We start from the raw sequence: 23,003 nt of genomic DNA on the forward strand, positions 1-23,003 counted from the left end.
ACCATACCGGGGACGTTAAGGGGTTGGCCTGATGGCTACCCTTGCTGGATCATAGGATTTGCTAGCCTGACAGGACCGCAGAACGGGCGCTGGGCTGGCAAGTCGCGCACGGATAGCACCAACTACCTGAACGCTGCAAGCACCTGTCAGAGACGCAATGCGGCGGGCTGATGGCACATCCTTGGCCGGAGCAATCTATCATCTTTCCCCGCGCTGATCTGTCGTCTTTGGCCGCAATGACTGCGCTGACACGGCCCCGATCCCTTAACGTCCCCGGTATGGTATATGGGGGGGCATGAGGGGGTGAAAGTTGCTGCCCATCTGCCCAGCCATCCGCCTTGCCCCTGACCCTGCCTCCACACCCAGTGCGCGCTGCGGCAGGCTTCCCATGCCATGCCCCAGGCTTTCCAGATCGGATATGCAAAAATAGTTGGGTTAGCCACAGAATGGGTTAACGCACCCGGTTACCCGGATTGCGCCCATAGCCGTTCTTTGAGCAATACGATAGGTCAGGGAACAGGCGCGCGCTGCCTCTCTTGCGGCGATCCTCCACGAACGCGGGCAGTCCGGCGGCAACCAAGCGGTCATGCAGCGGGATAAGGCGGCGGGACGCGCTGTTCTTGAGGCGCTTGTTCGGGCTTCCCTCATCGGTAACGCGGACGAACCACAACCCATCCTCGCCCTGCTGCATGTCAGCAAGATCAAGCTGGGCTATCTCGTTCAACCGCATCCCGGTGAATATGCCGATAAGGCTGATCCACTTGTGGTCTGGGTTCCGCACCAATCTATCGGGGTTCTCGGTTAGATGCTCGAACAGCAGGTTTAACTGTTCGTCGGTGAACGCCTGCCTGCCCTCCTCCTTGGCGCGCTTCGACAGCTTCATTCTTGTGCCGTCAAAGATGTTTCGGAAGCGTGACCGTGCGATACGGCCCAGCCAAAGAAAGTCTGCAAGGCGCTGATATACGCGTTAACGGTACGTGTGGCGATAGTTTCCACGCCGGGCAGGTCCAGCACGTCAGAAAGCCGTTTGCCTTTGGTAGCGGCCATCTTGTTCCGGTTCTTGGGATAGCGCAGCAGTACGTCCTTCACCCGTCTGGCGTCGGCCTTGGTCATGGCGGCAATAGGCTTGCTGTCCGTGATCTCGCCCAACAAAACTAGCGCCTCGCGCTTGCTGTCTGCTGTCTTTCCCCTGACTTGCCCTGTTCGCTGCAACTCCGTCAGATACTCCGCTAGCACATCCTGATAGCTGACATGGGCGGCGGGGGCATTGCCAAGAACAGCCGCAACGGCAGCACCAGCCGAGAGTGCGGGGTTCAAATCGAACCGTTCCAAGCTGTCCAGAAACCCGGCAGCCTCCTGCCAGAACGCACCGGCGCCATGCACCAGCGCCTCATTCAGCCCTTGCCGCACATTGGGGGCAAGGCTGTCGGGATCAACCCCGCGATGCTCACAGAACGCCCGCACCTGCTGCGCAGCCTGATCCGCCCCGCGCTGATCTGCATGAGCGGCCCAGTTCCGGCCCAGCATGGCGCGAATGTTCCGCATCCGCATTTGGCGATCTTCGTCAGGCGGTCCATTCTCCATCACGCCAGCCTTGAACCGGGCAAGCTGTTCCTGGAAGTGCTGGGCCACCTGCCCCCTGATCTCATCGTATCTCATGCCCTGGGCAGATGCCGCTTCAATCGTGGATTGTCCAGCCAACACCAGCGCATGAGACAGCCGCCGCGCCGTGGCCGGGCAGCGGGTTCGTAGCGATAGCCGCACATGGCTGCGCTTCCGGTCGGGATGTAGACGCGGCGGGATCGGCCAGCGGAAGTAAAAGACCCCGTGTCGGGAACAGCTCAAATAGGCGGCAAGGCGCATCCTGTGGCTCACTAATGTGGCGCACTAGCAGGAAGGCAGCCGTCAAGCACTTGAGATCGGGGGAAATGGTGGGCGACCCTGGAATCGAACCAGGCGTGGGTCTCCCCGGCGGAGTTACAGTCCGCTGCCGCACCTTGCAGCACGTCGCCCGCCGATCGCTTTCGGCGTGCGGCGGTGATTAACGGCCCTGCCGGGGGGCGTCAAGCAGATTTCCGGGGCTTGCGTGACGACGCCGCGACGCGCAGAGAGAGGAGACGAGAAAGGAGCCCGCGATGGCCGAGCGTACCGAAAAAGCGAAGAAGCCCACATGGGTCATCGACAAGGAGCGCGCCCGCCGTGCCGCCGCTGCCGAGACCGTCTGGCTGTTCGGCCTGCACGCCGTTCGCGACGCCCTTGCCAACCCCGCGCGCGAGAAGCTGCGCCTGGTCGTGACGCAGAACGCGGTGACCAGGCTGGGCGACCTGCACGGCATGGAACCCGAGATCACCGACCCGCGGGTCTTCGACAAGGCGGTGCCCCTCTCCGCCGAAAGCGTCCACCAGGGGGCCGCGCTCGAGGTGAAGCCGCTGAAATGGGGCAGCCTCAGCGAGATTGCGCTGCGCGAGGCGCCGGGCGAGCAGCGGCCGCTGCTGGTGGCGCTGGACCGGGTGACGGACCCGCACAACATCGGCGCCATCCTGCGGTCGGCCGAGGTGTTCGGCGCCCGCGCCGTCATCGCGCCGCACCGCCATTCCGCCCCCGAGACAGGGGCCTTGGCCAAGACCGCCTCCGGCGCGCTGGAGCGGCAGCCCTATCTGCGGGTTCCGAACCTGGCCGAGGCGCTGACGCAGCTGAAGAACATGGGCTTCATCCTGATCGGACTGGATGGCACGGGCACCGAATCGCTGCCGGACCTGCTGGGGACTCTTTCCGGGCGCGCGATCTGCCTTGTTCTGGGTTCGGAGGGCCCAGGGATGCGCGAGCTGACGCTGAAGACCTGCGACCATGTCGCCCGGATTCCCTTCGCCGCCGACTTCGGTTCGCTCAACGTCTCGAACGCGGCTGCGGTGGCGCTCTATGCGGCGGGACGTGGCTGAAGATCACATCCTTGCGACGTTCCCGCCGCGCGCGTTGAGATTGTGGTCGGCGGGTGCGAAAGACGCTGGGTCCCACACACGAGTCGCCATGCGCCGATTTGCCCTCGCCCTGCTTCTGTCGATCCTGCCCGTGCTGCCTGCGGCCGCCCAGGACTGGGCGCTTGGCGGTTTCGACCCCGTAGCCTATGTCACGGCAGGGCGGGCCATGCCGGGCCGCAGCGACATCGCCACGATGTGGCGCGGCAAGCTGTGGCACTTCGCGTCCGAGGACAACCGCGCCCGCTTCGAGGCAGATCCGCGGGCCTATGCGCCCCGGCTTGGCGGCATGTGCCCGCTGTCGATCATCGACGGGCACCCGCAGCCGGGCGATCCACGCCGCTTTCTCGTCCACGAAGGTGGTCTCTACCTGTTCAGGTCGGCTGAGGTCGAGCGCGAGGTGCGCCTGAACCCGCGCGAGATCCTCGGCCGAGCTCGCGCGGCGTGGCGCGACCGGAACTGATAGCGCCCCACCCTCGAAAATCACGAAATCGCGAGGGCGCTGGAACTTTCCGCTCCGGTGCCCATTTACATCACTGGACATGACCCCGGAACGGTCATGTTCGGATCACTGTCCCTCGTTCCGTGACTTGCGCCCGGCCACTTGGTGGACCGGGCGCCTTTTCTATGCAAGCTTGCACGCAGAGGGTGAAGGGAGGATCCATGAACACGGACATGAGCGAAGACGAAGAGATCGCGCGCATCGCCGGTAGGACCCGCGTCGTTGCGGTCGTCGGGCTGTCGCCGAACGAGGCCCGGCCCAGCTGGGGCGTCGCACGCTTTCTGCAGGCGCAGGGGCTGCGGATCATCCCGGTCAATCCGGGCCACGCCGGCAAGGAAATTCTGGGCGAGACGGTGTATGCGACCCTGTCGGAGATCCCGGTGGATGCCCGGGTCGAGATGGTGGACGTCTTCCGTCGCTCGGAGGCCGTGGCCGGCATCGTCGACGAGGCCCTGGCACTGCCTAATCTGCAGGTCATATGGACGCAATTGGGCATCCGCGACGATGCCGCGGCTGACAAGGCGCGCCGGGCCGGCATCACCGTGATCCAAGACCGCTGCCCGAAGATCGAATTTCCGAGATATCTCTAGCCCGGGGGGGCAGGAGCCGGATATCTGCTTGACGACCGCGCGGGCAGCTTCTAAGTGGGGCCGACCTCAGGGGTATAGCTCAGTTGGTAGAGCATCGGTCTCCAAAACCGAGGGTCGTGGGTTCGAGTCCCCCTGCCCCTGCCAGGTCCTTTCCGCCAGATCACGGATGCCAGACGGCTTGAAGCGGCGGGCGGGCTGCGATACATCAGCGCCTGCACTTGCGAAGGAGCCTGTCTTGGCCAATCCCGTCCAGTTCATCAACCAGGTCCGCGCCGAGGCGGCCAAGATCACGTGGCCAACCCGTCGAGAGGTCGTCACGACCACGATCATGGTCCTGATCTTCGCCGCGATCACCAGCCTGTTCTTCTTCCTTGTGGATCTGGTTATCCGCACGGGCCTGACGGAAGGCCTGAGGCTGATCAGCGGCTGATCAGGGCTTGCATTTGCCGGGCAGGGGCGGTATCTGCCCCCGACTATCCGGCAAGACGGCGTGCATCGGAAAACCGCATGCGCGCCTATATCAGTTTTCGGACGCACAGAAATACAAGGGGTTGTCGTCGCTCTGGCGTGATTCCCCAAGATGAGCAGGGGTCGATCGAGACATGGCAAAGCGTTGGTATTCGGTCAGCGTCCTGTCGAACTTCGAAAAGAAGGTCGCCGAGGCGATTCGCCAGGCCGTCGCCGAGAAGGGTCTGGAAGAGCAGATCGACGAGGTGCTGGTCCCGACCGAGGAAGTGATCGAGATCCGCCGCGGCAAGAAGGTCACGTCGGAGCGGCGCTTCATGCCGGGGTATGTCCTGGTCCACATGGACATGTCGGACCGGACGTACCACCTGGTCAACTCGATCAACCGCGTCACCGGGTTCCTGGGCGCGCAGGGCAAGCCGATGCCGATGCGCGACGACGAGGTGAACACGATGCTGCACCGCACCGGCGACGGCGAACCCGCCGCGCCGCGCAACCTGATCCGCTTCGACGTGGGCGAGAAGGTGAACGTGACCGACGGTCCGTTCGAGGGCTTCTCGGGCATGGTCGAGGAGGTCGACGAGGTCTCGTCTCGGATCAAGGTGACGGTGTCGATCTTCGGCCGGCCCACGCCGGTCGAGCTGGAATTCACGCAGGTCTCGAAGTCCGCGTGATTGACCGCGGGAGGTTACGGTCCCTGACGGGGCGCGGGCCGCACCGCTAAATCGGTCCTTCGGGGCTTGATGATGAAGGAGAAGGCCAGATGGCCAAGAAAATAGTTGGCAGCCTCAAGCTGCAGATCAAGGCGGGGCAAGCAAACCCGTCGCCCCCCGTCGGCCCGGCGCTGGGTCAGCGCGGCATCAACATCATGGCGTTCTGCAAAGAGTTCAACGCCAAGACCCAGGAGATGGAACAGGGCGCGCCCGTGCCTGTCGTCATCACCTATTATGCCGACAAGTCGTTCAGCTTCGAGACGAAAACGCCCCCGGCGTCCTTCCTGCTGAAGAAGGCCGCAGGCCTGAAGCCGGTCGGCAAGCGCAACCGCGCCAAGGGTTCGGAAAAGCCGGGCCGCGCCAGCGCCGGTTCCGTGACCGTCAAGCAGGTCCGCGAGATCGCCGAGACCAAGATGAAGGATCTGTCCGCGACCGATATCGAGGCCGCGATGAAGATCATCGTCGGCTCGGCCCGTTCGATCGGCATCGAGGTGAAGGGCTAAGTCATGGCAAAGATTTCCAAGAAGAAAGTCGCCGCCCGCGCCGCCTTCGACGGCAAGGCGAACCTGTCGGTCGAGGACGCGGTCAAGCTGGTCAAGTCGGCAGCTTCGGCGAAGTTCGACGAAACCGTCGAGATCGCGCTGAACCTGGGCGTCGACCCGCGCCATGCCGACCAGATGGTCCGCGGCGTCGTGACGCTGCCCGCAGGCACCGGCAAGGACGTCCGCGTCGCCGTCTTCGCCCGTGGCCCCAAGGCTGACGAAGCCAAGGCCGCCGGTGCGGACATCGTTGGCGCCGAGGACCTGATGGAGACCATCCAGTCCGGCAAGATCGAGTTCGACCGTTGCATCGCGACGCCGGACATGATGCCGCTGGTCGGCCGCCTGGGCAAGATCCTGGGTCCGCGCAACCTGATGCCGAACCCCAAGGTCGGTACCGTGACCATGGACGTGACCGCTGCCGTCAACGCGGCCAAGGGCGGTGAAGTCCAATTCAAGGCCGAGAAGGCGGGCGTCGTCCATGCCGGCATCGGCAAGGTCTCGTTCGACGAGGACAAGCTGGCCCAGAACCTGCGTGCCTTCGTGGACGCGGTGACCCGTGCCAAGCCGTCGGGCGCGAAAGGGACCTACATGAAGAAGGTCTCGATCAGCTCGACCATGGGTCCGGGCGTGTCGGTCGACGTGGTTTCGGCCGGCCAGGCCTGAGACCGAAGAATTTTCCGGCCGCCCGAACGGGTGTCCGGGAATGGCGGGGCCATCGGCCCCGTCCTGTCCGAGACGGAGGGTGCGGGGAAGCCTGCTTAATGTCCTTCCTGAGATGGGGAAGCATTTTTCCGGAGGTTCATCCTTCGGGTGATCTTGCCCTAGCGGACCCGACCCGGCCCCAGGCCGGGAAAAGTGAGAGCCGGGGGGAAACCCCCAACTTGGAGTGAAACCGTGGATAGAGCACAAAAAGAACAGGTGGTCGACGAACTCGGCCAGATCTTTGAAAGCTCTGGCGTCGTGGTGGTTGCCCACTACGAGGGAATGACGGTTGCACATATGCAGGACCTGCGGGCGCGCATGCGCGAAGCCGGCGGTTCCGTTCGCGTTGCCAAGAACAAGCTCGCCAAGATCGCCCTGGAAGGTAAGCCTTGCGCAAGCATCGCCGACTACCTGACGGGCATGACCGTGCTCACCTATTCGGAGGATCCGACCGCTGCTGCGCGGATCGCCGACAAGTACGCCAAGGACAACGAACGTTTCGTGATCCTGGGCGGTGCCATGGGTGACTCGGCTCTGGATCCGGCCGGTGTGAAAGCCGTCGCCTCGATGCCGTCGCGTGAAGAGCTCATCGCTCAGATCGTGTCGTGCCTCGGTGCGCCCGCCTCGAACATCGCCGGTGCCATTGGCGCGCCTGCTTCGAACATCGCGAGCATCCTTACGACCCTTGAGGAACGTGAGGCTGCGTAAGCAACCCCATCCCATCGTGTGGTTGAAGACCCGACGTTGGAACACTAACTGGAAAGAACGGAAAAATGGCTGACCTGAAGAAACTCGCCGAAGAAATCGTGGGCCTGACCCTGCTGGAAGCCCAGGAACTGAAGACCATCCTCAAAGACGAATACGGCATCGAGCCGGCCGCCGGTGGCGCCGTCATGATGGCCGGCCCGGCCGCTGCTGCCGAAGCCGAAGAAGAGAAGACCGAATTCGACGTCGTCCTGACCGACGCCGGCGCCAACAAGATCAACGTGATCAAGGAAGTGCGCGGCATCACCGGTCTGGGCCTGAAAGAAGCCAAGGACCTGGTCGAAGCCGGTGGCAAGGTCAAGGAAGGCGCTTCCAAGGCCGACGCCGAAGAGATCAAGAAAAAGCTCGAAGGCGCTGGCGCCAAGGTCGAGCTGAAGTAATCGGTCGAAAGATCGATGTGAACAGGGCAGGGTCCGGGGTTTCCCGGTCCCTGCCGAACCTGTCTTGAAGGGCGGTCTGGAACCAGACACTCCTTCAGGGCATGTTCGAGGTTCGGGAGCCGCGCGGTGGGACGCGTGGCACGAATGGAACCTCACCCCTGATTTCGTAGGCGTGTCCCGGGGGCCCCGACCCGGACACGCGCGAAGACGAAAGGTGACAAGACCCCATGGCGCAAGCTTATGTCGGCCAGAAGCGTATCCGGCGCTATTATGGCAACATCCGTGAAGTCCTGCAGATGCCGAACCTCATCGAGGTTCAGAAGTCGTCCTATGACCTGTTCCTGAACTCGGGCGAGGGAACCGGCCACAATGACGGCGACGGCATCCAGGGCGTGTTTCAGTCGGTGTTCCCGATCAAGGACTTCAACGAGACCGCCACGCTGGAATTTGTGAAATATGAACTCGAGCGTCCGAAGTACGACGTGGACGAGTGCCAGCAGCGCGACATGACCTATGCCGCGCCGCTGAAGGTCACCCTGCGCCTGATCGTGTTCGATGTCGATGAGAACACCGGCGCCAAGTCCGTCAAGGACATCAAGGAACAGGACGTCTTCATGGGCGACATGCCCCTGATGACGACGAATGGCACGTTCATCGTGAACGGAACCGAGCGCGTGGTCGTGTCGCAGATGCACCGGTCGCCCGGCGTGTTCTTCGACCATGACCGCGGCAAGACCCATTCGTCGGGCAAGCTGCTGTTCGCCTGCCGGATCATTCCCTATCGCGGGTCGTGGCTGGACTTCGAATTCGACGCCAAGGATCTTGTCTTCGCGCGCATCGACCGCCGCCGCAAGCTGCCGGTGACGACGCTGCTCTATGCGCTCGGCATGGACCAGGAGGGCATCATGGATGCCTTCTACCAGACCGTGAACTATACCCTGCGCCGCGAGGGGCGCGAGCAGGGCTGGGTCACGCGATTCTTCCCCGAGCGCGTCCGCGGCACGCGTCCCGCCTATGACCTGGTGAACGCCGACACGGGTGAAGTCATCACCAAGGCCGGCGAGAAGGTCACTCCGCGGCTGGTCAAGAAGCTGCTGGAGGCGGACGGCCCGCTGAACCTTTATGTCCCGTTCGAGCGCATCGTGGGCCGTTTCGTCGCCAAGGACATCGTCAACGACGAGACCGGCTTCATCTATGCCGAGGCCGGCGACGAGATCACGGCCGAATACGACAAGCAGGGCGACCTGTCCGGCGGCCTGCTGAAGGTCCTGCTGGACAACGACATCACCGATGTTCCGGTGCTGGACATCGACCATGTCAACGTGGGCCCCTACATCCGCAACACGATGGCGGCCGACAAGAACATGAACCGCGAAGGTGCCCTGATGGACATCTATCGCGTCATGCGGCCGGGCGAGCCGCCCACGGTCGAGGCCGCGCAGACCCTGTTCAACAGCCTGTTCTTCGACGCCGAGCGTTACGACCTCTCCGCCGTGGGCCGGGTCAAGATGAACATGCGCCTGGACCTGGACGCGCCGGACACGCAGCGCACGCTGCGCCATGACGACATCGTGGCCTGCATCCGCGGCCTGGTGGAGCTGCGCGACGGCAAGGGCGAGATCGACGACATCGACCACCTGGGCAACCGCCGGGTTCGCTCGGTCGGCGAACTGATGGAGAACCAGTACCGCGTCGGCCTGCTGCGCATGGAACGTGCCATCCGCGAGCGCATGTCGGGGGTCGAGATCGACACCGTCATGCCGCAGGACCTGATCAACGCGAAGCCGGCGGCGGCTGCGGTGCGGGAATTCTTCGGCTCCTCGCAGCTGTCGCAGTTCATGGACCAGACGAATCCGCTGTCCGAAGTCACGCACAAGCGTCGTCTATCGGCCCTTGGGCCGGGCGGTCTGACGCGCGAGCGTGCTGGCTTCGAGGTTCGCGACGTTCACCCGACCCACTATGGCCGGATGTGCCCGATCGAGACGCCGGAAGGTCAGAACATCGGTCTGATCAACAGTCTCGCGACCTTCGCGCGGGTGAACAAGTACGGCTTCATCGAGACCCCCTACCGCAAGGTGATCGAGGGCAAGGTGACGGACGACGTGGTCTACATGTCCGCGACCGAGGAAATGCGTCACACCGTGGCGCAGGCCAACGCGACGCTGGACGCCGAGGGCAACTTCGTCGACGAACTGATCAGCACCCGTCAGTCGGGCGACTTCATGCTTAACCCGGTGGACGCGATCGACCTGATCGACGTGTCGCCCAAGCAGCTGGTGTCCGTGGCCGCGGCGCTGATCCCGTTCCTGGAAAACGACGACGCCAACCGTGCGCTGATGGGCTCGAACATGCAGCGTCAGGCCGTGCCGCTTCTGCGGGCCGAGGCGCCGTTCGTCGGCACCGGCATGGAAGCCGTCGTGGCCCGCGATTCGGGTGCGGCCATCACCGCACGTCGTGGCGGCGTCATCGACCAGGTCGATGCGCAGCGGATCGTTGTCCGCGCGACCGAGAACCTGGAAGCCGGCGATGCGGGCGTTGACATCTATCGTCTGCGCAAGTTCAAGCGGTCGAACCAGTCCTCGACCATCAACCAGCGTCCGCTGGTGAAGGTCGGCGAGAAGGTCTCGGCCAACCAGGTGATCGCGGACGGTCCGTCGACGGACCAGGGCGAACTGGCCATCGGCCGGAACGTGGTCGTCGCGTTCATGCCGTGGAACGGCTACAACTACGAGGACTCGATCCTGATCAGTGAGCGGATCCACCGGGACGACGTGTTCACCTCGATCCATATTGACGAATACGAAGTGGCGGCCCGCGACACCAAACTTGGGCCCGAGGAGATCACGCGCGACATCCCGAACGTGGGCGAAGAAGCCCTGCGGAACCTGGATGAAGCCGGCATCGTCTATATCGGTGCCGAGGTCGGGCCGGGCGACATCCTGGTGGGCAAGATCACCCCCAAGGGCGAAAGCCCGATGACGCCGGAAGAAAAGCTGCTGCGCGCCATCTTCGGTGAAAAGGCCAGCGACGTGCGCGACACGTCCCTGCGTCTGCCGCCGGGGGCCTATGGCACGATCGTCGAGGTGCGTGTCTTCAACCGCCACGGTGTGGACAAGGACGAACGCGCACTGCAGATTGAACGCGAGGAAGTCGAGCGTCTGGCGCGCGACCGCGACGACGAACAGGCGATCCTGGACCGCAATATCTACGCGCGTTTGAAGTCGCTGATCCTGGGCAAGGTTGCGCTGAAGGGCCCGAAGGGCATCAAGGCCAACAGCGAGATCACCGAGGACCTGCTGGGCACGCTGTCGCGCGGTCAGTGGTGGCAGCTTGCCGTGTCCGAGGAGGATACCGCCAAGGAAGTCGAGGCGCTGAACGGCCAGTACGACACCCAGAAGAAGCTGCTGGAAGCGCGCTTCGAGGACAAGGTCGAGAAGGTCCGCCAGGGCGACGACCTGCCGCCGGGCGTGATGAAGATGGTCAAGGTCTTCGTCGCCGTGAAGCGCAAGCTTCAGGCGGGTGACAAGATGGCCGGTCGTCACGGCAACAAGGGCGTCGTGTCCAAGGTCGTCCCGATGGAGGACATGCCGTTCCTGGCGGACGGCACTCCTGTCGACCTGGTTCTGAACCCTCTGGGCGTGCCGTCGCGCATGAACGTGGGCCAGATCCTGGAAACCCACATGGGTTGGGCGAGCCGCGGTCTGGGCCTGAAGATCGACGAGGCGCTGGAGGAATACCGGCGCAACGGCGACATGACCCCTGTCCGCGAAGCGATGCGCATCGGCTATGGCGACGATCTGTACTCGGAAACCTTCGAGGACATGGACGACGAGACGCTGCGCGAGCACGCCGGAACGGTGCGCGCGGGCGTGCCGATCGCCACGCCGGTCTTCGACGGCGCGAAAGAGGCTGACGTGAACGACGCGCTGACGCGTGCCGGGTTCGACACCTCGGGGCAGTCGGTGGTGTTCGACGGCCGCACGGGCGAACAGTTCGCCCGCAAGGTCACCGTCGGGATGAAGTACGTCCTGAAGCTGCACCACCTTGTGGATGACAAGATGCACGCCCGTTCCACGGGTCCGTACAGCCTTGTCACGCAGCAGCCCCTGGGCGGTAAGGCCCAGTTCGGTGGCCAGCGCCTGGGTGAGATGGAGGTCTGGGCCCTGGAGGCCTATGGCGCCGCCTACACCCTGCAGGAGATGCTGACCGTCAAGTCGGATGACGTCGCCGGCCGCACCAAGGTCTACGAGTCCATCGTCAAGGGCGAGGACAACTTCGAGGCCGGCGTGCCGGAATCGTTCAACGTGCTGGTCAAGGAGGTCCGGGGTCTGGGCCTCAACATGGAACTCCTGGATGCGGAGGAAGAGGAGTGAGGGCTTCTGCCCTCACTTCGCCCGCCCGTGCCCTTCATTAGGAATTGGAAATGAACCAGGAACTCGCCACCAACCTCCTGAACCCGCTGGCCCCGCCGCGGCAGTTCGACGAAATCAAGATCTCGCTGGCCTCGCCCGAGGAAATTCTCGCCTGGTCCTTCGGCGAGGTGAAGAAGCCCGAGACCATCAACTACCGCACGTTCAAGCCCGAGCGTGACGGCCTGTTCTGCGCGCGCATCTTCGGTCCGATCAAGGACTACGAGTGCCTCTGCGGCAAGTACAAGCGCATGAAGTATCGCGGCCTCGTCTGCGAGAAATGCGGCGTGGAGGTCACCCTTCAGAAGGTCCGGCGCGAGCGCATGGGCCATATCGAACTGGCCGCCCCCGTGGCGCATATCTGGTTCCTCAAGTCGCTGCCGTCGCGCATCGGCCTGATGCTGGACATGACGCTGCGCGATCTGGAGCGGATTCTCTATTTCGAGAACTACGTCGTCATCGAGCCGGGCCTGACCGACCTGACCTACGGGCAGCTGCTGAGCGAAGAGGAGTACCTCGACGCGCAGGACAATTATGGCGCCGACGCGTTCCAGGCCGATATCGGCGCTGAAGCGATCCGCGCCATGTTGGCCAACATTGACCTGGCGGCCACGGCCGACCAGCTGCGCGAGGACCTGAAGGTCGCCACGGGCGAGCTGAAGCCCAAGAAGATCATCAAGCGCCTGAAGATCGTCGAGTCCTTCCTGGAGTCGGGCAACCGTCCGGAATGGATGGTCCTGACCGTGATCCCGGTCATTCCGCCGGAACTGCGCCCGCTGGTCCCGCTGGACGGCGGCCGCTTCGCGACCTCGGACCTCAACGATCTCTATCGCCGGGTCATCAACCGGAACAACCGCCTCAAGCGGCTGATCGAGCTGCGCGCGCCCGACATCATCGTGCGCAACGAAAAGCGCATGCTGCAGGAATCGGTCGACGCGCTGTTCGACAACGGCCGTCGCGGCCGCGTCATCACGGGCAACAACCGTCGCCCGCTGAAGTCGCTGTCGGACATGCTGAAGGGCAAGCAGGGCCGCTTCCGCCAGAACCTTCTGGGCAAGCGCGTCGACTTCTCGGGTCGTTCGGTCATCGTGACCGGCCCCGAACTGAAGCTGCACCAGTGCGGTCTGCCCAAGAAGATGGCCCTGGAGCTGTTCAAGCCGTTCATCTATTCGCGGCTTGAGGCGAAGGGGCTTTCGAGCACCGTCAAGCAGGCCAAGAAGCTGGTCGAGAAGGAACGCCCCGAGGTCTGGGACATCCTGGACGAGGTCATCCGCGAGCACCCGGTCCTGCTGAACCGCGCGCCCACGCTGCACCGTCTTGGCATCCAGGCGTTCGAGCCGATCCTGATCGAGGGCAAGGCGATCCAGCTGCACCCGCTGGTCTGTTCGGCATTCAACGCCGACTTCGACGGCGACCAGATGGCCGTGCACGTTCCGCTGTCGCTGGAAGCGCAGCTGGAAGCGCGCGTCCTGATGATGTCGACGAACAACGTCCTGTCGCCCGCCAACGGCGCGCCGATCATCGTTCCGTCGCAGGACATGATTTTGGGCCTCTACTACGTCTCGATGCAGCGCGACGGGATGAAGGGCGAGGGCATGACCTTCTCGAACATCGAGGAAGTCGAGCATGCCCTGGCCGCTGGCGAGGTGCACCTGCACGCCAAGATCACCTCGCGCATCCGCCAGGTGGACGAGAACGGCAACGAGGTCGTCAAGCGGTACGAGACGACGCCGGGCCGGATGCGGCTTGGCGCGCTTTTGCCGATGAACGCCAAGGCACCGTTCGAACTGGTCAACCGGCTTCTGCGCAAGAAGGACGTCCAGGTCGTCATCGACACCGTCTACCGCTACTGCGGCCAGAAGGAGTCGGTGATCTTCTGCGACCAGATCATGGGTCTGGGCTTCAAGGAAGCGTTCCGTGCCGGCATCAGCTTCGGCAAGGACGACATGGTCGTGCCCGACAACAAGTGGTCGATCGTCGAGGAAGTCCAGGAGCAGGTGAAGGAGTTCGAACAGCAGTATCTGGACGGCCTGATCACCCAGGGCGAGAAGTACAACAAGGTCGTGGACGCCTGGTCGAAGTGCAACGACCGCGTGACCGAGGCCATGATGTCCACCATCTCGGCCAACAAGCGCGACGAGAACGGCGCCGAGATGGAGCCGAACTCGGTCTACATGATGGCGCATTCCGGTGCGCGGGGTTCGGTCAACCAGATGAAGCAGTTGGGCGGCATGCGGGGCCTGATGGCCAAGCCGTCGGGCGAGATCATCGAGACGCCGATCATCTCGAACTTCAAGGAAGGTCTGACCGTTCTTGAATACTTCAACTCGACCCACGGCGCCCGGAAGGGTCTGTCGGACACCGCGTTGAAGACGGCGAACTCGGGATATCTGACGCGTCGTCTGGTGGACGTGGCGCAGGACTGCATCATCCGCGAGCATGATTGCGGCACCGAGCGGGCGATCACGGCATCCGCTGCCGTGAACGACGGCGAGGTGATCAGCCCGCTGTCCGAACGCGTGCTGGGCCGGACCGCGGCCGAGGACGTGCTGGTGCCGGGCAGCGACGAGATCATCGTCCGCGGCAACGAGGTGATCGACGAGCGCAAGGCCGACGCCATCGAGGCGGCGGGCGTGCAGTCCGTGCGCATCCGCTCGGCCCTGACCTGCGAATCCGAGGACGGGATCTGCGCGCTCTGCTATGGCCGCGACCTGGCCCGCGGCACGTTGGTCAACATCGGCGAGGCTGTCGGCATCATCGCGGCGCAGTCGATCGGTGAACCGGGCACCCAGCTGACGATGCGGACCTTCCACATCGGCGGCATCGCGCAGGGCGGCCAGCAGTCGTTCCAGGCGGCCTCGCACGAGGGCAAGGTGGAGTTCCGCAACGAAAGCACGCTGACCAACGCCAACGGCGAACAGATCGTGATGTCGCGCAACATGCAGCTGGTCGTCGTGGACGAGCAGGGGCAGGAGCGTGCGACCCACAAGCTGTTCTACGGCTCGAAGCTGTTCGTGAAGGACGGCGAGAGCGTGACGCGCGGCGCCAAGCTGTTCGAGTGGGACCCCTACACCCTGCCGATCATCGCGGAAAAGGGCGGCGTGGCGAAGTTCGTCGACCTGCTGTCGGGGATTTCGGTCCGCGACGAGACCGACGAAGCCACCGGCATGACCCAGAAGATCGTCACGGACTGGCGGTCGGCGCCGAAAGGCAATGACCTCAAGCCCGAGATCATCATCATGGACGCCAACGGCGAGCCGGTGCGCAACGACCAGGGCAACCCGGTCAGCTACCCCATGTCGGTGGACGCCATCCTCTCGATCGAGGAAGGGCAGGACATCCGCGCCGGCGACGTGGTGGCACGTATTCCGCGGGAAGGCGCCCGGACCAAGGACATCACCGGCGGCCTGCCGCGTGTGGCCGAGCTGTTCGAGGCCCGTCGTCCCAAGGATCACGCCATCATCGCGGAAATCGACGGCTATGTGCGCTTCGGCAAGGACTACAAGAACAAGCGCCGCATCTCCATCGAGTCGTCCGAGGAGGGTCACGCGCCCGTCGAGTACATGGTGCCGAAAGGCAAGCACATCCCGGTGCAGGAAGGCGACTTCGTGCAGAAGGGTGACTACATCATGGACGGCAACCCGGCGCCGCATGACATCCTGCGCATCATGGGGATCGAGGCTTTGGCCGACTATCTCATCGACGAGGTGCAGGACGTCTATCGACTGCAGGGCGTGAAGATCAACGACAAGCACATCGAGGTGATCGTTCGCCAGATGCTGCAGAAGATCGAGATCCTCGACAGCGGCGAGACCACGCTGCTGAAGGGCGAGCATGTCGAGCGTGACGAGTTCGAGGAAGAGAACTCCAAGGTCGAGGCGCGCGGCGGACGTCCCGCCGTGGGCGAGCCGGTTCTCTTGGGCATCACCAAGGCGTCGCTGCAGACCCGCAGCTTCATCTCGGCGGCGTCCTTCCAGGAGACGACCCGCGTGCTGACCGAGGCTGCCGTCCAAGGCAAGCGCGACAAGCTGGTCGGCCTGAAGGAGAACGTGATCGTCGGCCGCCTGATCCCGGCGGGCACCGGTGGCGCGACCTCTCGGGTCCGTCGAATTGCGACCGAGCGGGACGCCGAGGTGATCGAGGCGCGTCGCGCCGAGGCCGAGGCCGCGGCCGCCCTTGCGGCGCCCGAGCCGAACCTCGAAAGGTCGATGGCGTCCAGCACGAGCGCGGACGCGCTGTTCGAGCGGCGCGAGGACCAGGGCGAGGAATGATCGCCCGACCCTGACCATTGCAAGGGCCCGGCAAAATGCCGGGCCCTTGTCTTTCGGGTTGCTTTGTTCCCGTCCCTGAACATACTGGCGCGGCTTTCCCAAGGATCGACCATGCGCCGCCCCGTCCCGCATCTGCCCCGCTTGCCCCTGCGCCGCCCGTGTTGGCCCGGGTCATCGCGGCAGCCGTGGCCCGCCTGGGTGCTGCCTCCGTGGCAGGGGTTGAAGGTCGCCTGATCCCGCGACCTTCCATTCCCCAGAAACGGACCGATCCAATGCCCGCCTCGATCATCTCTCCCCTTCGGCGAACCCGCCCCGCCTCGATCCGGCCTGCGCCCCTGAAACCCGGCGACAACCTGAGGGGCGCCGGTCTGATGACGCTGTCGATGATGTGCTTCGGCTGCAACGACGCCGTCATCAAGTACGTCACGCAGGACGTGCCCCTCTATCAGGCGATCACCCTGCGTGGTGTCGTCGTCATGCTGGCGCTGTTGCTGCTGGCGCAGCGCGGCGGTGGGCTGCGCCTGCGGATCGCGGCGCCGATGCGGTGGCCGATGGCGCTGCGGCTGATCGGAGAGGTCGGCTCGACGTTGCTGTTCCTGAACGCTCTGACCCGGATGGAGATCGCCGACCTGACCGCCGTGATGCAGTCCCTGCCGCTGGTGGTCATGCTGGGCGCGGCCCTGTTCTTCGGCGAGAGCCTGGGCTGGCGCCGCATGCTGGCCGTGGGCGCCGGCATGGTCGGCGTGCTGATCATCCTGCGTCCGGGCAGTGGCACCTTCGGCATCTGGTCGCTGGTTGCGCTGGGGGCGATGCTGCTGGTCGCGCTGCGTGACCTGTCGACACGGCGCTTCACCAGCGACGTCAAATCCTCGACCATCGCCTTTTATGCCGCGGTGACGGTGACGTTGGTGGGCCTGGTGCTGAGCATGGGACAGGGCTGGGTGATGCCCGATCTGCGCCAGGCGCTGCTGATGGTCCTATCGGGCGTCTTCCTGACCATCGCCTACATGTCGGCGGTCGCCGCCATGCGCATCGGAGAAATCGCGGCCGTCGCGCCCTTCCGCTATACATCGCTGCTGATGGCGATCGTCCTGGGGCTGCTGATCTTCGGCGACTGGCCGGACCTCTGGACCTGGGTCGGGTCGGCCTTGGTCGTCGGTGCTGGCATCTATACGATCTGGCGCGAGGCGCAGCTGGGGCGCCAGCGCTGATGCGGGTGCAGATGCTGGGCCTCTGCCGCTTTTCCTATCTGGGGATGCGCGGCTATCAGGTCGACCATGACAGCATCGAGGCGCGGCGCGGCTACCTCTATGACCCCAACCGGCTGGCGCGGCGGTGGCAGTGGTTCGAAACGGTCGCCGTGCCCGGCTGGCTGGACCAGACTGATCCCGACTTCACGCTGGTGGTGATGACCGGGCCGGACCTGCCGCAGCCGTGGCTGGGCCGGCTGCAGGAGCTCTGCGACGGCGTTCCCCAGCTGCGGCTGTCGCTGGTGCCGCCGTTGAACTATCACCTGCAGGCCTGCCGCGCTGCGGTCGCGCCCCATGTCGATCCGGAAGCGGAGGTGGTCGGGCACTTCCGCCACGACGACGACGACGCCGTGGCGCTGGACTATGTCGCGCAAACGCGGGCCGACTTCAGCCGGGTCGAGGGCCTGTGGCGTGCCGAGGGCAAGCTGTCGCTCGACTATGGTCGCGGCCTGATGGTCGAGGCGCGGGAGGGCCGGCTGCGGATCACGCCCCGCATCTGCCACGACATGGGCGTCGCGCTGACGATCTTCCTGCGCCCCGAGGCCGATGAAACGGCCCTGCACTATAACCACACGAAGCTGGCGCAGTGGATGCCGCGGGTGCAGGTGAATCGCCGGACGATGTTCATCCGGTCGATCCACTGCGACAGCGATTCCGGGGACATGGGGCCGGGGCTTCCCTGGCAGCCGGGGGACGGGGCCCTGGACGCGATCCTGCGCGAGCGCTTCGGCTTGCGCCGGGGCGACCTCGAGGATCTGGCGCGGCGGTTGAACCCGCGTGGGGCAGGGGGGGCTTGTTGACAGCACCGGGGATTCCCCTTATAGCCCCGCTACCCGGCGGGAAACCGTATCGGGTGCCAGAACCTATGAGGTCACGATCCGGGCCGATTCTGCCCCGATCCTCTGGAATTACGCCCGTCAGCCCGCCATGGGCCGGACGGGCTTGGCATTTTGCGATTCGCGCAAGGTGCCGTCGAGAAGTGGCGCAACCAGATGGTTGCGAGTATTGACAGAGCAAGACGGGGAACCGAATGCCGACGATCCAACAGCTGATCCGCAAGCCGCGGCAGCCGAAAGTGCAGCGCTCGAAGTCGCAGCACCTTCAGGGCTGCCCGCAGAAGCGCGGCGTCTGCACGCGCGTCTACACCACGACGCCGAAGAAACCGAACTCCGCTATGCGTAAGGTGGCCAAGGTCCGCCTGACGAATGGCTTCGAGGTCATCTCCTACATTCCGGGCGAAAAGCACAACCTGCAGGAACACAGCGTCGTGCTGATCCGCGGCGGCCGCGTGAAAGACCTTCCGGGTGTCCGTTACCACATCCTGCGCGGTGTGCTGGATACCCAGGGCGTCAAGGATCGTCGCCAGCGTCGTTCGAAATACGGCGCGAAGCGTCCGAAGTAAGGAGAGGCATCAATGTCCCGTCGTCACGCCGCTGAAAAGCGCGAAGTTCTGCCCGACGCCAAATTTGGCGATCGCGTGCTGACCAAATTCATGAACAACCTGATGGTTGACGGCAAGAAATCGACCGCCGAGCGGATCGTCTACAACGCGCTCGACCGCGTTCAGACCCGCCTGAAGCGCGAGCCGATCGAAGTCTTCCACGAGGCGCTCGACAACGTGAAGCCGTCCGTCGAAGTGCGTTCGCGCCGCGTCGGTGGTGCCACCTACCAGGTTCCCGTCGAGGTTCGCCCGATCCGCCGCGAGGCCCTGGCCATCCGCTGGCTGATCACGGCTGCCGCCAAGCGCAACGAGAACACGATGGAAGAGCGCCTTGCGGGCGAGCTGTCCGATGCCGTCAACGGCCGCGGCACCGCCGTCAAGAAGCGCGAAGATACGCACAAGATGGCCGACGCCAACAAGGCGTTCAGCCACTACCGCTGGTAAGGCGAAAGGATCCAATTCATGGCACGCGAATATCAGCTTCCGCGTTATCGCAACTTCGGCATCATGGCCCACATCGATGCCGGCAAGACGACGACGACCGAGCGCATCCTTTTCTACACGGGCAAGTCGCACAAGATCGGCGAAGTGCATGACGGCGCTGCGACCATGGACTGGATGGAGCAAGAGCAGGAACGCGGCATCACGATCACGTCTGCCGCGACCACCACGTTCTGGCAGCGTCAGGAAGACCCCACCACCGAGGGGACTTCGGACACCAAGTACCGCTTCAACATCATCGACACCCCGGGTCACGTCGACTTCACCATCGAGGTCGAGCGTTCGCTGGCCGTGCTGGACGGCGCGATCTGCCTGCTGGACGCCAACGCCGGCGTCGAGCCGCAGACCGAGACCGTCTGGCGCCAGGCCGACCGCTACAAGGTCCCGCGGATCGTGTTCGTCAACAAGATGGACAAGATCGGCGCCGACTTCTTCAACTGCGTGAAGATGATCAAGGACCGCACCGGCGGCACCCCGTGCCCGATCGCCCTGCCGATCGGCGCCGAGGACAAGCTGGAAGGCATCATCGACCTGATCAAGATGGAAGAGTGGACCTGGCGCGGCGAGGATCTGGGCGCGTCCTGGACCCGTCAGCCGATCCGTGACGAGCTGAAGGACCTGGCAGACGAATGGCGTTCGAACCTGGTCGAGCTTGCCGTCGAGCAGGACGACGCCGCAATGGAAGCCTATCTGGAAGGCAACGAGCCTGACGAGGCGACCCTGCGCGCGCTGATCCGCAAGGGCACATTGTCGCTGTCATTCTTCCCGGTCACGGCTGGCTCCTCGTTCAAGAACAAGGGCGTGCAACCCCTCCTGAACTCGGTCATCGATTTCCTTCCGAACCCGCTCGACGTGCCCCCCTACATGGGCTTCCTTCCGGGTGACGAGAGCGAAAGCCGCAACATCGAGCGTCGCGCCGATGATGCGCAGCCCTTCTCGGGCCTCGCGTTCAAGATCATGAACGACCCTTTCGTGGGTTCGCTGACCTTCACGCGCATCTATTCGGGCGTGCTGAAGAAGGGCGATCAGATGATGAACGCCACGAAGGGCAAGCGTGAGCGTGTTGGCCGCATGATGATGATGCACTCGATCAACCGTGAGGAAATCGAGGAAGCCTTTGCAGGCGACATCATCGCGCTGGCCGGTCTGAAGGAAACCACCACGGGCGACACGCTGTGCGACCCGGCCAACCCCGTGGTTCTGGAAACGATGACCTTCCCCGAGCCGGTCATCGAGATCGCCGTCGAGCCCAAGTCGAAGGCCGACCAAGAGAAGATGGGCCTCGCCCTTCAGCGCCTGGCTGCCGAGGATCCGTCCTTCCGTGTCGAGACCGATCTGGAATCGGGCCAGACGATCATGAAGGGCATGGGCGAACTCCACCTCGACATCCTGGTCGACCGGATGAAACGCGAGTTCAAGGTCGAGGCGAACATCGGTGCGCCGCAGGTGGCCTATCGCGAGACCATCTCGAACGAGGCCGACATCGACTACACGCACAAGAAACAGACCGGTGGTACCGGCCAGTTCGCGCGCGTGAAGCTGACCATCACCCCGACCGAGCCGGGCGAAGGCTATTCGTTCGAAAGCAAGATCGTGGGCGGTGCGGTGCCGAAGGAATACATCCCCGGCGTCGAGAAGGGCATCAAGTCCGTCATGGACTCTGGCCCGCTGGCAGGCTTTCCCGTGATCGACTTCAAGGTCGCGCTGACGGACGGTGCCTTCCACGACGTCGACTCCTCGGTCCTGGCCTTCGAAATCGCAGCCCGTGCGGCAATGCGTGAGGGCCTGCGGAAGGCCGGCGCCAAGCTGCTGGAACCGATCATGAAGGTCGAGGTTGTGACGCCGGAAGAATATACCGGCTCGATCATCGGCGACCTGACCAGCCGTCGCGGCATGGTTCGCGGTCAGGACAGCCGCGGCAACGCGAACGTCATCGACTGCTTTGTGCCGCTGGCCAACATGTTCGGCTACATCAACAACCTGCGCTCGATGTCGTCTGGTCGTGCGGTGTTCTCGATGCAGTTCGACCACTACGAGGCCGTGCCGCAGAACATCTCGGACGAGATCCAGAAGAAATACGCCTGATCTTGCGGCGGGGCGTCATGCCCCGCCACTTTACAAGCATTGAAGAACAAGGAGCCATTCCATGGCAAAGGCAAAGTTTGAACGGAACAAACCGCACGTCAACATCGGGACCATTGGTCACGTTGACCACGGCAAGACGACGCTGACGGCGGCGATCACGAAGTACTTCGGCGAATTCCGCGCCTATGACCAGATCGACGGCGCACCCGAGGAGAAGGCCCGCGGGATCACGATCTCGACCGCGCACGTGGAATACGAGTCCGAGAACCGCCACTATGCGCACGTGGACTGCCCGGGCCACGCCGACTACGTGAAGAACATGATCACCGGTGCGGCGCAGATGGACGGCGCGATCCTGGTCGTGAACGCCGCCGACGGCCCCATGCCGCAGACGCGCGAGCACATCCTGCTGGGCCGCCAGGTCGGCATTCCCTACATGGTCGTCTACCTCAACAAGGTCGACCAGGTGGATGACGAGGAACTGCTGGAGCTGGTCGAGATGGAGGTGCGGGAACTTCTGTCCTCCTACGACTATCCGGGCGACGACATCCCGATCATCAAGGGCTCGGCCCTGGCCGCGATGGAAGGCCGCGACAACGCCATCGGCGAGGACTCGATCCGCGCGCTGATCGCCGCCGTCGACGAATACATCCCGACGCCCGAGCGCGCCGTGGACCAGCCGTTCCTGATGCCGATCGAGGACGTGTTCTCGATCTCGGGCCGCGGCACCGTGGTGACCGGTCGCGTCGAGCGCGGCGCCGTCAACGTCGGCGACGAACTGGAGATCGTGGGCATCCGCGACACCCGCAAGACCACCTGCACGGGCGTCGAGATGTTCCGCAAGCTGCTGGACCGCGGCGAGGCCGGCGACAACATCGGCGCGCTGCTGCGCGGCGTGGACCGTGAAGGCGTCGAGCGCGGCCAGGTGCTGTGCAAGCCGGGTTCGGTCAAGCCGCACACCAAGTTCGAGGCCGAGGCCTACATCCTGACCAAGGAAGAAGGCGGCCGCCACACGCCGTTCTTCGCGAACTATCGCCCGCAGTTCTACTTCCGCACGACGGACGTGACGGGCACCGTGAAGCTGCCGGAAGGCACCGAGATGGTGATGCCGGGCGACAACCTGAAGTTCGAGGTCGAGCTGATCGCCCCGATCGCGATGGAAGAAAAGCTGCGCTTCGCCATCCGCGAAGGCGGCCGCACCGTCGGCGCCGGCGTGGTCTCCAAGATCATCCAGTGATCCGAGACAGATCGATCTAGAAAGGGCCGCCCAATCGGGCGGCCCTTTTCTTTAGTTCGCCCTGAATAAGTCGGAACGACCTGCATTTGCTGGGTGATTGTGCCAAGACGGTAGCGTGGAATTGCAAGGTTTCGTATGCTGAGGCTTGAAACCTTGCGAATTCCGGAGCTGTGAT

General features: G+C 64.2%; 19 protein-coding genes and 2 tRNA genes. 18 read left to right on the top strand and 3 right to left on the bottom strand.

What is annotated here, in order from left to right; all coding sequences use genetic code 11:
- Window positions 1–451: 451 nt before the first annotated feature.
- The 3 genes from OC159_RS01605 to OC159_RS01615 form a co-directional block, all read right to left on the bottom strand.
- Window positions 452–883, bottom strand: coding sequence for a site-specific integrase (locus OC159_RS01605; protein ID WP_265499394.1), 432 nt, complete (start codon window positions 881–883; stop codon window positions 452–454).
- A complete protein-coding gene (locus tag OC159_RS01610) occupies window positions 880–1,863 on the bottom strand; it encodes a DUF6538 domain-containing protein (RefSeq protein WP_265499395.1) in 984 nt (327 codons plus the stop codon). The genes OC159_RS01605 and OC159_RS01610 overlap by 4 nt, the downstream gene beginning before the upstream one ends.
- A 66-nt stretch (window positions 1,864–1,929) precedes the next feature.
- A tRNA-Tyr gene (locus OC159_RS01615) sits at window positions 1,930–2,013 on the bottom strand.
- A 122-nt stretch (window positions 2,014–2,135) separates the two neighbouring features.
- Between OC159_RS01615 and rlmB the strand changes: the two genes are divergently transcribed.
- From rlmB to tuf, 18 genes are all read left to right on the top strand, one after another.
- Window positions 2,136–2,939, top strand: a complete 804-nt coding sequence (rlmB, locus tag OC159_RS01620; protein WP_265499396.1) for a 23S rRNA (guanosine(2251)-2'-O)-methyltransferase RlmB — start codon at window positions 2,136–2,138, stop codon at window positions 2,937–2,939.
- An 88-nt stretch (window positions 2,940–3,027) separates the two neighbouring features.
- Entirely contained in the window at window positions 3,028–3,438 is a 411-nt protein-coding gene (locus OC159_RS01625) for a YHS domain-containing (seleno)protein (RefSeq protein ID WP_265499397.1), read from the top strand.
- Between the two features lie 200 nt (window positions 3,439–3,638).
- Entirely contained in the window at window positions 3,639–4,067 is a 429-nt protein-coding gene (locus tag OC159_RS01630; RefSeq protein ID WP_265499398.1) for a CoA-binding protein, read from the top strand.
- Between the two features lie 68 nt (window positions 4,068–4,135).
- A tRNA-Trp gene (locus tag OC159_RS01635) sits at window positions 4,136–4,211 on the top strand.
- A 91-nt stretch (window positions 4,212–4,302) separates the two neighbouring features.
- On the top strand, window positions 4,303–4,497 hold the full coding sequence (gene secE, locus OC159_RS01640) for a preprotein translocase subunit SecE (protein ID WP_265499399.1): 195 nt from the start codon (window positions 4,303–4,305) through the stop codon (window positions 4,495–4,497).
- Window positions 4,498–4,669: 172 nt separating this feature from the next.
- Window positions 4,670–5,206 carry a transcription termination/antitermination protein NusG gene (gene nusG, locus OC159_RS01645; RefSeq protein ID WP_265499400.1) on the top strand — a complete coding sequence of 179 codons (537 nt, stop codon included), beginning with the start codon at window positions 4,670–4,672 and terminating at the stop codon, window positions 5,204–5,206.
- Window positions 5,207–5,295: 89 nt separating this feature from the next.
- Window positions 5,296–5,748 (top strand): 50S ribosomal protein L11, encoded by a 453-nt coding sequence (gene rplK, locus OC159_RS01650; protein ID WP_265499401.1) that lies wholly within the window; start codon window positions 5,296–5,298, stop codon window positions 5,746–5,748.
- A 3-nt stretch (window positions 5,749–5,751) separates the two neighbouring features.
- Window positions 5,752–6,450: a 50S ribosomal protein L1 gene (gene rplA / locus OC159_RS01655; protein WP_265499402.1), complete on the top strand. Its 699-nt coding sequence runs from the start codon at window positions 5,752–5,754 to the stop codon at window positions 6,448–6,450.
- Between the two features lie 231 nt (window positions 6,451–6,681).
- Entirely contained in the window at window positions 6,682–7,197 is a 516-nt protein-coding gene (gene rplJ / locus OC159_RS01660; protein ID WP_265499403.1) for a 50S ribosomal protein L10, read from the top strand.
- A 65-nt stretch (window positions 7,198–7,262) separates the two neighbouring features.
- On the top strand, window positions 7,263–7,634 hold the full coding sequence (gene rplL, locus OC159_RS01665) for a 50S ribosomal protein L7/L12 (protein ID WP_265499404.1): 372 nt from the start codon (window positions 7,263–7,265) through the stop codon (window positions 7,632–7,634).
- Between the two features lie 227 nt (window positions 7,635–7,861).
- Window positions 7,862–12,007, top strand: a complete 4,146-nt coding sequence (gene rpoB / locus OC159_RS01670; RefSeq protein WP_265499405.1) for a DNA-directed RNA polymerase subunit beta — start codon at window positions 7,862–7,864, stop codon at window positions 12,005–12,007.
- Window positions 12,008–12,057: 50 nt separating this feature from the next.
- Window positions 12,058–16,314 carry a DNA-directed RNA polymerase subunit beta' gene (gene rpoC / locus OC159_RS01675; RefSeq protein WP_265499406.1) on the top strand — a complete coding sequence of 1,419 codons (4,257 nt, stop codon included), beginning with the start codon at window positions 12,058–12,060 and terminating at the stop codon, window positions 16,312–16,314.
- A 272-nt stretch (window positions 16,315–16,586) separates the two neighbouring features.
- The gene (locus OC159_RS01680) at window positions 16,587–17,525 is read left to right on the top strand and encodes a DMT family transporter (RefSeq protein WP_265499407.1); all 939 of its coding nucleotides are present in this window, start codon (window positions 16,587–16,589) and stop codon (window positions 17,523–17,525) included.
- Entirely contained in the window at window positions 17,525–18,364 is an 840-nt protein-coding gene (locus tag OC159_RS01685; RefSeq protein ID WP_265499408.1) for a glycosyltransferase, read from the top strand. The genes OC159_RS01680 and OC159_RS01685 overlap by 1 nt, the downstream gene beginning before the upstream one ends.
- Before the next feature lie 230 nt (window positions 18,365–18,594).
- Window positions 18,595–18,966 (top strand): 30S ribosomal protein S12, encoded by a 372-nt coding sequence (gene rpsL, locus OC159_RS01690; RefSeq protein ID WP_022705687.1) that lies wholly within the window; start codon window positions 18,595–18,597, stop codon window positions 18,964–18,966.
- Between the two features lie 12 nt (window positions 18,967–18,978).
- The gene (gene rpsG, locus OC159_RS01695) at window positions 18,979–19,449 is read left to right on the top strand and encodes a 30S ribosomal protein S7 (protein ID WP_265499409.1); all 471 of its coding nucleotides are present in this window, start codon (window positions 18,979–18,981) and stop codon (window positions 19,447–19,449) included.
- Between the two features lie 18 nt (window positions 19,450–19,467).
- Window positions 19,468–21,591, top strand: coding sequence for an elongation factor G (gene fusA, locus OC159_RS01700; protein WP_265499410.1), 2,124 nt, complete (start codon window positions 19,468–19,470; stop codon window positions 21,589–21,591).
- 61 nt (window positions 21,592–21,652) lie between these two features.
- A complete protein-coding gene (gene tuf, locus OC159_RS01705; RefSeq protein WP_265499280.1) occupies window positions 21,653–22,828 on the top strand; it encodes an elongation factor Tu in 1,176 nt (391 codons plus the stop codon).
- Window positions 22,829–23,003: the final 175 nt, after the last annotated feature.

This window comes from Paracoccus beibuensis (assembly GCF_026162625.1).
Lineage (GTDB): Bacteria > Pseudomonadota > Alphaproteobacteria > Rhodobacterales > Rhodobacteraceae > Paracoccus > Paracoccus beibuensis.

Coding starts and splice junctions, on each gene's coding strand:
- rpsG (WP_265499409.1), top strand. CDS start 18,979: ATGTCCCGTCGTCACGCCGCTGAAAAGCGCGAAGTTCTGCCCGACGCC.
- OC159_RS01680 (WP_265499407.1), top strand. CDS start 16,587: ATGCCCGCCTCGATCATCTCTCCCCTTCGGCGAACCCGCCCCGCCTCG.
- rplA (WP_265499402.1), top strand. CDS start 5,752: ATGGCAAAGATTTCCAAGAAGAAAGTCGCCGCCCGCGCCGCCTTCGAC.
- rpoB (WP_265499405.1), top strand. CDS start 7,862: ATGGCGCAAGCTTATGTCGGCCAGAAGCGTATCCGGCGCTATTATGGC.
- OC159_RS01685 (WP_265499408.1), top strand. CDS start 17,525: ATGCGGGTGCAGATGCTGGGCCTCTGCCGCTTTTCCTATCTGGGGATG.
- rlmB (WP_265499396.1), top strand. CDS start 2,136: ATGGCCGAGCGTACCGAAAAAGCGAAGAAGCCCACATGGGTCATCGAC.
- rplL (WP_265499404.1), top strand. CDS start 7,263: ATGGCTGACCTGAAGAAACTCGCCGAAGAAATCGTGGGCCTGACCCTG.
- OC159_RS01610 (WP_265499395.1), bottom strand. CDS start 1,863: ATGCGCCTTGCCGCCTATTTGAGCTGTTCCCGACACGGGGTCTTTTAC.
- fusA (WP_265499410.1), top strand. CDS start 19,468: ATGGCACGCGAATATCAGCTTCCGCGTTATCGCAACTTCGGCATCATG.
- rpsL (WP_022705687.1), top strand. CDS start 18,595: ATGCCGACGATCCAACAGCTGATCCGCAAGCCGCGGCAGCCGAAAGTG.
- OC159_RS01625 (WP_265499397.1), top strand. CDS start 3,028: ATGCGCCGATTTGCCCTCGCCCTGCTTCTGTCGATCCTGCCCGTGCTG.
- OC159_RS01630 (WP_265499398.1), top strand. CDS start 3,639: ATGAACACGGACATGAGCGAAGACGAAGAGATCGCGCGCATCGCCGGT.
- nusG (WP_265499400.1), top strand. CDS start 4,670: ATGGCAAAGCGTTGGTATTCGGTCAGCGTCCTGTCGAACTTCGAAAAG.
- rplK (WP_265499401.1), top strand. CDS start 5,296: ATGGCCAAGAAAATAGTTGGCAGCCTCAAGCTGCAGATCAAGGCGGGG.
- OC159_RS01605 (WP_265499394.1), bottom strand. CDS start 883: ATGAAGCTGTCGAAGCGCGCCAAGGAGGAGGGCAGGCAGGCGTTCACC.
- tuf (WP_265499280.1), top strand. CDS start 21,653: ATGGCAAAGGCAAAGTTTGAACGGAACAAACCGCACGTCAACATCGGG.
- rpoC (WP_265499406.1), top strand. CDS start 12,058: ATGAACCAGGAACTCGCCACCAACCTCCTGAACCCGCTGGCCCCGCCG.